The organism is Flavobacterium psychrotolerans, from assembly GCF_003097635.1.
In the GTDB taxonomy this organism is placed as follows: domain Bacteria; phylum Bacteroidota; class Bacteroidia; order Flavobacteriales; family Flavobacteriaceae; genus Flavobacterium; species Flavobacterium psychrotolerans.
This window is the reverse complement of the sequence record NZ_QCZI01000020.1, coordinates 44,919-57,574: the sequence shown is the minus strand read 5'-3', so window position 1 is coordinate 57,574 and position 12,656 is coordinate 44,919. Positions and strand designations below refer to the sequence as shown.

10 protein-coding genes are annotated in these 12,656 nt (G+C 34.5%); 7 read left to right on the top strand and 3 right to left on the bottom strand.

Translation table 11 applies throughout. The features are described 5' to 3' along the window. Window positions 1–531: 531 nt before the first annotated feature. Window positions 532–1,206: a DUF4294 domain-containing protein gene (locus DB895_RS12970; protein ID WP_116725794.1), complete on the bottom strand. Its 675-nt coding sequence runs from the start codon at window positions 1,204–1,206 to the stop codon at window positions 532–534. Between the two features lie 81 nt (window positions 1,207–1,287). On the opposite strand from DB895_RS12970, the gene DB895_RS12965 reads away from it, so the two are divergent. The 7 genes from DB895_RS12965 (at window position 1,288) to DB895_RS12935 (ending at window position 10,087) form a co-directional block, all read left to right on the top strand. After that, window positions 1,288–2,376, top strand: coding sequence for a M42 family metallopeptidase (locus DB895_RS12965; RefSeq protein WP_116725793.1), 1,089 nt, complete (start codon window positions 1,288–1,290; stop codon window positions 2,374–2,376). 241 nt (window positions 2,377–2,617) lie between these two features. Next, window positions 2,618–3,016 (top strand): hypothetical protein, encoded by a 399-nt coding sequence (locus tag DB895_RS12960; protein ID WP_116725792.1) that lies wholly within the window; start codon window positions 2,618–2,620, stop codon window positions 3,014–3,016. A 114-nt stretch (window positions 3,017–3,130) separates the two neighbouring features. Further along, window positions 3,131–4,213, top strand: coding sequence for an efflux RND transporter periplasmic adaptor subunit (locus tag DB895_RS12955; protein WP_116725791.1), 1,083 nt, complete (start codon window positions 3,131–3,133; stop codon window positions 4,211–4,213). Between the two features lie 24 nt (window positions 4,214–4,237). Then, window positions 4,238–7,402, top strand: a complete 3,165-nt coding sequence (locus DB895_RS12950) for an efflux RND transporter permease subunit (protein ID WP_116725790.1) — start codon at window positions 4,238–4,240, stop codon at window positions 7,400–7,402. Next, a complete protein-coding gene (locus DB895_RS12945; protein ID WP_166426979.1) occupies window positions 7,392–8,822 on the top strand; it encodes a TolC family protein in 1,431 nt (476 codons plus the stop codon). Before DB895_RS12950 ends, DB895_RS12945 begins: the two co-directional genes overlap by 11 nt. A gap of 271 nt (window positions 8,823–9,093) precedes the next feature. Then, entirely contained in the window at window positions 9,094–9,714 is a 621-nt protein-coding gene (locus DB895_RS12940; protein WP_116725798.1) for a DUF2238 domain-containing protein, read from the top strand. Window positions 9,715–9,835: 121 nt separating this feature from the next. Continuing rightward, window positions 9,836–10,087, top strand: a complete 252-nt coding sequence (locus tag DB895_RS12935) for a hypothetical protein (protein ID WP_116725789.1) — start codon at window positions 9,836–9,838, stop codon at window positions 10,085–10,087. Window positions 10,088–10,174: 87 nt separating this feature from the next. Here DB895_RS12935 and DB895_RS12930 read toward each other — a convergent pair whose 3' ends face one another. After that, a complete protein-coding gene (locus tag DB895_RS12930) occupies window positions 10,175–11,431 on the bottom strand; it encodes a dicarboxylate/amino acid:cation symporter (RefSeq protein WP_116725788.1) in 1,257 nt (418 codons plus the stop codon). A 116-nt stretch (window positions 11,432–11,547) separates the two neighbouring features. Next, on the bottom strand, window positions 11,548–12,618 hold the full coding sequence (aroC, locus tag DB895_RS12925) for a chorismate synthase (RefSeq protein ID WP_116725787.1): 1,071 nt from the start codon (window positions 12,616–12,618) through the stop codon (window positions 11,548–11,550). Window positions 12,619–12,656: the final 38 nt, after the last annotated feature.

Here is a 12,656-nt window from a genome sequence, read left to right as displayed (position 1 = left end):
TCTTTTTAATCTCGCAAGGGTTTTGAAAAGTTTTTTGAAAATTTATTTTTTCGTCCGCTTCTCGTGTTAGATTCGATGATTTATCATCCCTAACCCCCAACCAATCTCTCTAAGAACTTGACCCCCCTTACGGGTCGGCAAAGATAAAACCTTTTTATTATTTTGGCAAATGTTTTTTCGATTTTATTCGATTTTTTTAATCCGCTTTTCAATAAACAAGGTAGAACGTCTGCTTCAATGCGGGTGCAAAAGTAGTCAGTATTTTCAGCTTTCCAAATCTTTTTAGCCCTTTTTTTAAAAGTTTTTTTTAACTGTTTGATTTTACGGTTTTTGAGGTTAGAAGTTTTTTTGAGCAAAATGGTTGTTGGGAATTTTACTCGTGTAATTCTATGAAAATTGAAATGCCGAAAAAGTATTTTGGTTTTGTGTTGCGTGAGGGATAGCAGCGGAAATCCCGCAATCACGCTTTTTAGCGTGATGAGGACTTGTAGCGTATAGCCCGACCTGAAAGGCCACGCCCAAAAGAGAATTTTATTTTTTTCTTATTGCTTTTTGCTCCCAAAAATCAGACAAATCGTCGTAGCTTATAGGATGTGCCGGCTCTTGCTTGATAAGCCTTCCTCTATTGAATGCTCTAAAAAGGATGGTTTCTATGAGGTAATCCTCATTGACTTCATAAGGAGCATAACCGGTTTTGAGACTGATATCGAATAATCTTGCGGTATTGTTGGACCAAAATGCTTTCCATCCGCTTTTATAGTCCTTTATTAAATCATATGTTGTGAAACCAGTCTGACGGTGAATGAGTTTTACCAAAATTTGTCCTTGCTTACGTGATAATTTTTTTAGCTGATTGGTAAATTCATTTTCCATATAATCTTCTACAATTTTAAAGTACTTCCTTTTTTCCTTATTGGATTGTAGTTTATTCATAGTATTGCTCAGTAAGGCCAGTCTTTCAGAAGCAATCCTTGCAAAGGGATATGTTTTGTAGACCCTGTTTTGCAATAGAAGAAATTGTTTTTTGCTTTCGGGATCTAGTTTCTCTTTAAAAATTACAATTTCATCCAACAAAATAGGTTCACTTAATATCGTATCGTTTTCCTTTAAGTCATAACCCATTTTAATGGTATCCTTTTGGGTAACCTGAGCGTGAACAGAAATTGACATTAAAAAAGAAAACAGGATGTACTTTACAATCTTCATAAAGGAAAATTTTATTGCCAAAATTATACATTATATATGCAAGTGTAATGCCAAATTTATAATTTAGCCAAAAAAATACTCATGAGCACAAAATCTATATTGAAAAAGTCTTCCATTTCTTTCTTGGAACAATACTTAAATAATGCCTCCCCTACTGGTTTTGAAGCCGAAGGGCAAAAACTTTGGATGGATTATGTAAAACCGTACGTAGATACTTTTATTACGGATACCTACGGAACAGCCGTGGGAGTTATTAATCCCGATGCTCCTTATAAGGTAGTGATTGAAGGCCATGCCGACGAAATTGCATGGTACGTAAACTACATTACTGATGACGGTCTGGTATATGTAATCCGGAATGGTGGTTCCGATCACCAAATTGCCCCTTCAAAACGGGTTAATATCCATACAAAGAAAGGAATTGTGAAAGGGGTTTTTGGCTGGCCTGCCATTCATACACGAAATAGAGATAAAGAGGAAAATCCAAAAACCAGCAATATATTTATTGATTTGGGTTGCGAAACTAAAGAACAGGTCGATAAGATGGGCGTTCATGTGGGTTGTGTAATTACCTATCCTGATGAATTTATGATTATGAACGAAAACAAATTCGTTTGTCGCGCCATAGATAATCGCATGGGGGGCTTTATGATTGCCGAGGTGGCTCGATTGTTACATGAAAATAAAATAAAACTCCCTTTTGGATTGTATATCACTAATTCGGTTCAAGAAGAAGTGGGTTTACGTGGTGCGGAAATGATTACCCAAACCATTAAACCGAATGTTGCCATAATAACTGATGTTTGCCATGACTCTACCACCCCCATGATTGATAAGAAAATTGAAGGAGAAACAAAAATAGGCAGAGGTCCTGTAGTTACTTATGCACCTGCGGTTCAGAATAATTTAAGAGAATTAATTTTAGATACTGCTATTGAAAAAGGTATTCCTTTTCAAAGACTCGCTTCTTCTAGAGTTACAGGAACTGACACTGATGCTTTTGCCTACAGTAATGGTGGTGTCGCTTCGGCATTAATCTCACTGCCTTTACGTTATATGCACACTACTGTAGAAATGGTACATCGTGATGATGTGGAGAATGTAATTCGTCTAATTTATGAAACTTTATTAAAGATAGAAAACGAGGATACTTTTTCTTATTTTAAATAAAACTCAACAACCCTTTTAGAATTTAAAACGCTAAAAGGGTTATTTATTGCCATTTCAAAATCAAATGATGATTGACAATTCTATTGCTAAAATTATGATTCTTATTCATCCAATATATTGATTTTGAATTTTAATATACAACCTAGAATTCCATTTTAACTAAACCGTTTTCGGTAGTTTATACTTTTCTTAACTTTTTTTTTTTTTTTACCGGTCAATATTTCATTAATATTGCACCCAAATGAATATAGTTGTATTTTTCTTGTATGTTTTTTCACTTCTGCCAGGCGGAGGTAGCTTTTTGCATGCTATTGCAAAAAACGAACAGAATAGCTGCTCCTTATCGATTCAAAATCTCACAAAAAACAGACCCGTAAAATTCTCAAATGACGACCGAAAAATAACGTTATTCGAGGAAATTGATATCGATTTAGAGGAAGATTACCACAATGCCGATGATGCAAGTGATGGAAATAAAACTATCTTTTTTAGTGATAAATACACCTTACCTAACCCATGGTTTTCATCACAAGCAAAACTTTTTGTTTTAAATTATTTTAACAATCGTTTTGAAACCTCGCCTCCTTTTTTAGGAAATTCTTATCCTATTTACATTTCACAAAGAGTACTAAGAATTTGATTTTAATTAATGTTTCGACACGCCTATGTCTATCGTTGACGGGTGTGCTATTTACATTAACTCTATAATAAATTTTTAATCCAAAGAAAGCATTATCATTCCAATTTTTAATCCATGAAGAAAAGTGTCCTATTCACAGGCTTTATAGCCCTATTGTACCTAACAAGTTGTACAAGTAAAAAAGAAGTAAAAGAAGAAGAAGGTAAATATACTGTTACCAATGCTGCGGTAATCGACACTTCGTTTACGAAAGAATATGTTTCTCAGATAAAATCAATTCGTAACATAGAAATTCGAGCCTTAGAAAAAGGATTTCTTCAAGACATTTATGTTGACGAAGGTCAGTATGTTAACGCTGGCCAATTGTTATTCCGAATTATGCCAAAAATGTATGAAGCAGAGTTGATGAAAGCTCAGGCCGAAGCAAAAGCCGCAGAAATTGAATTACTAAATGCGAAAACACTTGTCGAAAAAAATGTAGTTTCTAAAAATGAACAAGCTATGGCGCAAGCCAAGCTAGAACAAGCAAAAGCCGAAGTTGCCATGGCAAAACTTCATCTTTCTTTCACAGAAATAAGAGCGCCTTTTGCAGGAACTATTGATAGAATCCCGAAAAAAATAGGAAGCCTTATTGATGAAGGCGAATTACTAACCAGTCTTTCTGACAATAGTAAAGTATTTGCTTATTTTAATGTTTCCGAACCAGAATACATTGAATATCAAACCAATGTAAAAGACCGTGGCGACAGCAATGTGGGTTTGCTTTTAGCCAATGGGGAACCTTTAAAATATAAAGGAAAAGTGGAAGTTATTGAAAGTGAATTCGATAATGAAACCGGAAATGTTGCCTTTAGAGCAAGTTACCCAAATCCCGATAAATTATTGAAAAATGGTGAAACAGGGAAAGTTTTAATGACTGTTCCTATCAAAAATGCACTAGTTATTCCTCAAAAAGCAACTTATGAAATACAAGATAAAAAATATGTTTTTGTAGTCGATAATAACAATGTTATAAAATCAAGAGAAATTACTGTTATTGGTGAATTGCCCGATTTATATATTGTAAAAAGTGGCATTTCCGCAACTGATAAATTTTTGCTTGAAGGTGTTCAAAACGCGAAAGATGATGACAAAATTAAATATGATTACTTGAAACCTCAAGAGGTTTTGACTAATTTGAAAATACAAGCAAATTAAATTTAATCATTAAAGAATACAAAAATGTTTAGTAAATTTATACAAAGACCAGTTTTATCCATCGTGATATCACTGATGATTGTTTTGCTTGGTGTCTTGGCAATGACTAATTTGCCAGTTACCCAATTGCCCTCGATTTCGCCACCAAAAGTAAATGTTACAGCTGAATATCCTGGTGCGAATAACGAATTATTGATTAAAGCAGTTGTTATCCCCCTAGAAAGAGCCATTAATGGTGTTCCTGGAATGAAATATATCGCTTCTGATGCGGGTAATGATGGTGAAGCTGCAATTCAAGTAATTTTTAACTTAGGAACTGACCCCAATCAAGCCGCTATTAACATCCAAAACAGAGTAGCATCCGTTATCAATAAACTACCACCACTTGTAGTGCGTGAAGGTGTTAAGATTACTCGTGAAGAATCTAGTAATTTGATGTACATAAATGTATTTAGTAAAGATCCTACTATGGATCAGAAGTTCTTATATAACTTCACTGATATAAATATGCTCTCCGATTTGAAACGTGTAAATGGTGTTGGTGATGCTGATATTATTGGTAATCGTGAATATGCAATGCGTATTTGGTTAAAACCCGACAGAATGTTGGCGTATAAAGTTTCTGCCGATGAAGTAATGGAAGCCTTGTCACAACAAAGTTTGGAAGCCTCGCCAGGTAAAACAGGAGAAAGTTCCGGAAAAGTATCTCAATCTTTCGAATATGTTTTGAAATATCCTGGTCGATTTACAACCAATGCGCAATATGAAAATATAGTTATTAGAGCCAACACTAGTGGTGAAATTCTTCGTCTAAAAGATGTAGCTAAAGTAGAGTTTGGTTGTTCAATGTATGATATTTATTCAAGTTTGAATGGAAGACCATCTGCGGCAATAGCAATAAAACAATCGTATGGTAGTAATGCCAGCCAAGTTATTAAAGATGTAAAAGCAAAATTAATTGAATTAAAAACATCATTCCCAAAAGGAATTGAATATGAAATTAGTTATGACGCTTCTAAATTCCTTGACGCTTCGATAGAAAAAGTAATTCACACATTGGTCGAAGCATTTATTTTAGTAGGATTGGTCGTTTTCTTATTTCTTGGTGATTGGCGATCCACCGTTATTCCTGCCATTGCAGTACCTGTTTCGCTAATTGGCACATTTGCTTTCATGCAAATTTTTGGTATTACCATTAATATTGTAACACTATTTGCTTTGGTATTAGCTATTGGTGTCGTTGTTGATGATGCCATTGTAGTTATTGAAGCAGTTCATGCCAAGATGGAAGAAGAACACCTCAAGCCTATGAAAGCTACCCGTAAAGCAATGGGTGAAATCAGTGGAGCTATTATTGCGATAACCTTTTTAATGGCAGCCGTATTTATTCCGTTGGCATTTATGTCGGGTCCAGTTGGTATTTTTTACCGTCAGTTTTCTATCACAATGGCAACTGCTATTATTCTTTCTGGTGTTGTTGCATTGACGCTTACTCCGGCCCTTTGTGCGATGATGCTAAAAAACAATCATGGCATAGCAAGGAAAAAAACTCCTTTAAATAATTTTCTAGATGGATTTAATCATAAATTCAACAATCTGACGGGTAAATATCAAAATATACTTGGTAAAATTGTCAATAAAAGAAGCGTTACTTTTGGACTATTTATAGCTTTTTGTACCGGAATATTTTTCATAAACAACACACTTCCTACAGGTTTTATTCCAAATGAAGATCAAGGTATGTTTTATGCCATTATACAAACACCTCCGGGTTCTACATTAGAACGTACTAATGAAATTGCTACAAAACTGCAAAAAGTTGCAGAAGGTATTGAAGGTGTTAAATCGGTTTCATCATTGGCAGGATTTGAAATGCTAACCGAAGGAACAGGAGCCAATTCGGGGACGTGTTTGGTCAACCTTAAAAGCTGGGAAGACAGAAAACATACAGCTAATGAAATAATGAAAGAGTTAGAAGAAAAATCAAAAAACATTACTGGTGCAACGCTTGAGTTTTTTCAACCTCCAGCAGTTCCTGGGTACGGTGCAGCAGGTGGTTTTGAATGTCGTTTGCTTGACAAAGCAGGATCTGGCGATTATAAAAAGATGGAAGAAGTGAGTGTTGATTTTGTCAAAGAGCTTAACAAACGTCCAGAATTAGCATCCGTATTTACGTTTTATAGTGCTAGTTTTCCGCAATTTATGATGCGAATAGATAATGATTTGGCACAACAAAAAGGCGTTACAATAGAAAATGCAACCAATACACTTTCAACTTTATTAGGTAGTAATTATGAAATTAGTTTCATCAAATACGACCGTCAATACAAAGTAATTGTACAAGCATCACCAGAATATAGAGCCTTGCCCGAAGATGTTTTAAAATTGTATGTAAAAAACAATCGTGACGAAATGGTACCTTTTTCTGCATTTATGCACATGGAAAAAGTATATGGCTTGTCTGAAATTACTAGACATAATATGTACAACGCTTCTGAGATAAGTGGACAATCAGCCCCTGGTTATAGTAGTGGCGAATCGATTAAAGCCATTCAAGAGGTTGCCAAAAAAACGTTACCAAGGGGATATGATATAGATTGGGCTGGAATATCCAAAGACGAGGTAGGTCGAGGTAACGAAGCCATTTATATTTTTATTATCTGTTTGTTGTTTGTATATCTTGTTTTAGCCGCACAATACGAAAGTTTTGTTTTGCCATTTGCCGTTATTCTATCGCTTCCCGCAGGTATATTTGGGTCGTTTTTATTACTGTCATTAACTGGTTTAGAAAACAATATTTATGCCCAAGTTGCTTTTATTATGTTGATAGGTTTGTTAGGTAAAAATGCTGTATTGATCGTTGAATTTGCCGTGCAGAAACACGAAGAAGGAATGACAGTTCTTAATGCTGCGATGGAAGGTGCAAAAATAAGGTTTAGACCAATTTTAATGACCTCATTTGCCTTTACAGCTGGTTTAATTCCATTAGTTTTTGCTTCGGGTCCTGGTAAAATTGGAAATCGTACTATTGGAACAGCGGCTTTGGGGGGGATGCTTTTAGGAACCATTATTGGCGTCTTACTTATTCCTGGTTTGTATTTCATTTTTGGAACTATTGCAAGTAAACACAAACTTATTAAAAACGAGAAAGAAGGTCCATTATCTGAAGAAATTGATTATGAAAATTAAATGTAATAAAATAGTTCTAACAATAAGTATTTGTCTACTTGTTGCTAGTTGCAAGGCACCAGCAGTAACCGTGATGGCAGATAACAAGCCTATTCCTGAATCGTATAATGTCAATAAGGATACTACCAATATATCAAGTATTCCTTGGAAAAAATTCTTCAAAGATAAAAATCTAGTAGATTTGATTGATACAGCTTTAAAAAACAATCAGGAATTGATGATTACTTTGCAAGAAATAGAAATTGCAAAGAATGATATTCGCATTAGAAAAGGACGTTTGTTACCAACCGTTGACCCAGGTGCAGGTGCTGGAGTAGAAAAAGTAGGGCGCTATACCAGTCAAGGTGCTGGAGATGCAAGTACTGAAATTACACCTGGAAAAGAATTTCCAGATCCTTTAATGGATTATAAGATTGCCACTTATGCACATTGGGAAGTGGATATTTGGAAAAAACTGCGGAACTCTAAAAAGGCAGCAATTAGCAGGTATCTAGCAACTGTTGAAGGCAAAAATTTTGTAGTTACGAATCTTGTTGCCGAAGTTGCCGATTCATATTACGAATTGCTTTCTCTTGACAGTCAGTTGGAAATTGTAAGGCAGAATATTGAGTTGCAAAAAAATGCTTTAGAAATTGTAAAAGTTCAAAAAGAAGCCGCAAAAGCCACTGAACTTGCCATACAAAAATTCAAAGCAGAAGTATTGTCTTCACAGCATAGGGAATTTGATATCCTACAAAATATTAAGGAAACCGAGAATAGAATCAACTTTTTATTGGGTCGTTATCCACAAGAAATAAAACGTGATAAAACCGACTTCTTAAATTTGCTTCCAACAACTATCAATTCTGGAATACCGTCGCAATTGTTAGCCAATCGTCCTGATATCAAGCAAGCAGAATTGAATTTAACTGCTGCAAAACTAGATATAAAGGTAGCACGTGCAGAGTTTTATCCCTCACTTGATATTTCGGCCAGTATTGGATTAAATGCTTTTAAACCTTCCTATTTGACAATGTTTCCCGAATCATTGCTTTATTCTTTAGCTGGAGATATTGCTGGGCCACTAATTAACCGAAACGGAATTAAAGCTGAGTTTTTGAATGCAAATTCTAGACAAATCCAGGCATTATACAACTATGATCGTACTATTTTGAATGCCTATCTTGAAGTTTCAAATCAACTATCGATGATTGGCAACCTAGAAAAAAGCTACGATCTAAAATCACAACAAGTTAATGCACTTACAAAATCAATCGAAGTTTCTAACGATTTGTTTAAATCGGCAAGAGTTGATTATTTTGAAGTATTGATGACACAACGTGACGCTTTGGAGACCAAATTGGAGCTTGTAGAAACCAAAAAGCAACAACTCAATGCCGTAGTTCATATTTACAGAAATCTTGGAGGCGGCTGGAAATAAGGTCTTAATTATTTACAATAAAAAAATGTTAGTTTACTTATTTATGTTTAGATATTATTTCCAATTATTTTGTGGGATTTCTACAGAAAGAACATGAAGTGATAGCAAATAAAAATAGTTTTTGAATTAGTTAGTTTGATCAAAAGCACCATTATTATTTTATAATGGTGCTTTTTGGCTTGTAAAAAATCCATTATCTTTTTAATGTAAACTCAAATTCATAATTTAGCGGAAAATGCTCGCAATCATACTCAAATTTAAAGCCTTAAAAATGAAATCTATCTATCTCATGTTATCCCTTTTTTTTGCAACCTTACTTTGGTCTATAATAAATCCTAAAGAAGGTTTTACTTGTTTCCTAGAAATTATTCCTGCAATAATTGGACTTATTATTTTGGCATTTACTTTCAAAAAATTCAGATTCACAAACCTTACTTATTTCTTGATTCTGATTCAATGTATAATTCTTTTTATTGGAGGACATTATACGTATGCCAAAGTACCATTATTTGATTATATCAAAGAAATATTCCATCAAAGCAGAAACAACTATGATAAAGTCGGACATTTTGCACAGGGTTTAGTTCCTGCCATGATTATTCGGGAATTGTTCATTCGCAAAAAGGTAATTGCAAATAAAAGTTTTTTTAATTTTATTATTGTTTCCATTTGTTTGGCTATTAGTGCGGCTTATGAATGGATTGAATGGTTTGTGTCTCTCGCAACAGGCGATAATGGAGATGCATTTTTAGGTACCCAAGGTGATATTTGGGATACACAATCGGATATATTATTTGCTACGATAGGAGCCATTGTTGGTTTAGTTTTGCTTTCTAAAATTCAGGATAAGCAATTGCAAAATTTAAAATTATGGCAAACACAATATAAATAAAATCATTAAAAAAACTGCCATCACTAAATTTAGTGATGAAAAATCCATTAAAAATAGGTATTGTACATTCCCAATCAAGATAGTAACTTTACGTTCTTAATTAACTAAAACGATATATAATATGGAACGATCTTATGAGAATTACGTGCAAAAAGTGAAAAATGCAAAAGAAACTATTGAAGTTTTAGAAAATGAATTGTATCATATAAGAAAGAAATTGCAAAGCAATCGTAGCAATAATGAATTGATACAAGAGCTAATAACTGTTACTCTAAATATGTCTTCAACTGTAAATGAATTAGAGCATTGTCAATCCGTCTTGGATAAACGAAACAATTTAATTCATAGGATTAATGAAAGTAAATATTATTAAATTTGTATTAAAAAAGATGTTTAAAGACATCTTTTTTAATTTAAGGTATCCAATCTTACAAATTTTACTACTCCAATTTTGAAATACTTAACTTTCTTTCTCCCATTTTCCCACTACCGATGTTGCTAAAGCATTTCCCAAAACATTGGTTGCACTTCTAAACATATCGCAAAAATGGTCTATTGGAAGAATCAAAGCAATTCCTTCAATAGGAATTTTAAACATTCCACATGTGGCAGCCACAACCACTAAACTCGCTCTTGGCACTCCTGCAATCCCTTTGCTTGTAAGCATTAAAACAAATAACATTGTTAGTTGTGTGGGTAAATCAAGAGGTATACCATAGGCTTGTGCTATAAAAATACTGGCAAAAGTCATGTACATCATACTGCCGTCCAAATTGAAAGAATAACCAAGTGGCAACATAAAGGATACTATTTTATCTTTTATTCCAAAACGCTCTAATTCTTCGGTTAATTTAGGAAAAACTGCTTCCGAACTTGTTGTTCCAAAAGCGATAATTAAGGGACTTACGATATGCTTTAATAATGCTATGATTCTTTTGCCAAGAAAAAGAAACCCTATCATTAAAAGAAAAATCCAAAGTGTTGTTATTCCAACCAAAAAAGAACCAAAAAACTTGGCATAGGTCAATAATAAATCATTCAAATCCCGAATGGAAAAAACCCCTGCAATAGCCCCAAAAACACCTAAAGGTGCAAATTTCATGACATAGTTTACCATTTTTAAAATGATATGGGATGTTTTGTCCAAGGCATTTATAACTGGTTTTACATGCTCTCCTATTGAAGCAGCTGCCAATCCGAAGAAAATAGAAAAAATTACGATTTGTAATATTTCATTCATTGCCATTGCCTCGACAATACTTTTAGGAATAATGTGTTCTACAAAATTTTGGACTGAAAAACTCTGTGTTTTATCCAGCACTTCTGAAGTTACTGTTACATCAACGTTTGCCAATTGTAATCCAACGCCAGGTTGCAAAACATTTACCCAGAACATTCCTATGAGCAATGAAACAAATGAGGCTGAGAAAAACCATCCCAAGGCCTTCCCCCCTATTCTTCCAACGGCCTTTATATCCCCTAATTTGGCAATTCCTACAACCAATGTTGTAAAAACCAATGGAGAAATTATCATTTGCACCAAACGAATAAATATGGTGGCCAACATCTTAATTTTGTCGCTGAATCCTACGGCAATCACGAGATCATAGCTTTTATGGACAAAAATCCCCAAGGCTGCTCCAAGTAACATCGCAAAAAGAATTTGCACAGTCAAGTTGGAGAAAAAAGATTGCTTTTTATTTTCAGGTAATGTCATAAAAAAGATTGTTTGATTCTAAGTCCGATTACTTCGCAGGACATTTATATTCATTAAGTATAAATTAAATGGGAACAAAAATAAAATTTGACTTGTTCAAAAAAGGGTAAAAAAAACTAAATTGAATTTTTATATGTTTTATTTATCAAATAAAAATCGGCCAAAACAACGGCGGCCATGGCCTCTACAATAGGAACGGCACGAGGAACGACACAAGGGTCATGACGGCCTTTCCCAGTCAATTCAACAATATTTCCCTGATTGTCTAAAACGTCCTGTTTCTGAATTAATGTAGCTACCGGTTTGAATGCAACTCGAAAATAAATATCCATTCCGTTGCTAATACCACCTTGAATACCGCCTGATAAATTAGTTTTTGTTGTTCCATCAGGATTATATAAATCATTGTGTTCGCTTCCTTTCATTTTAGCGCCACAAAATCCGCTTCCGTATTCAAAACCTTTTACGGCATTTATAGAAAGCATGGCTTTACCCAATTCCGCATGCAATTTATCAAAAACGGGTTCCCCTAATCCAATTGGAACATTTTGAATCACACAAGTAACGGTTCCGCCTACAGTATCGCCATTTTTCCGGATTTCACGAATATGCTCTTCCATTACTATTGCCGTAGCTTCATCTGGACAGCGAATGGGATTGTTCTCTATTTTTGAAAAATCCAATTCCTGATACGGTTTATCAACAAAAATTTCACCTACAGAAGATACAAAAGCATTGATTTTGATGTCCTTTAGCATTTGTTTTGCAACCGCTCCGGCGACTACCCTGCTGGCTGTTTCACGTGCCGAGCTTCTTCCGCCACCGCGATAATCTCGGATGCCATATTTTTTTTCATAAACATAATCCGCGTGACTGGGTCTGTAGGTGTCTTTTATATGAGAATAATCGTCTGATTTTTGATTGGTATTTGGGATGATAAATCCAATTGGAGTTCCCGTGGTTTTGCCTTCAAAAATCCCAGAAAGGAATTGTACTTCGTCGTTTTCTTTTCTTTGGGTTACGATTGCCGATTGTCCTGGCTTTCTCCGAGACATTTCAAATTGGATGGCATCTAAATCAAGTTCAATCCCTGCGGGACAACCATCGATAATTCCGCCTAAAGCTTCACCATGAGACTCTCCAAATGTGGTAATTTTAAAAAGTGTTCCGTAACTATTTCCTGCCATTTTTATTAGTTTGGAACAAATGTAAGATTTAAGTTTAA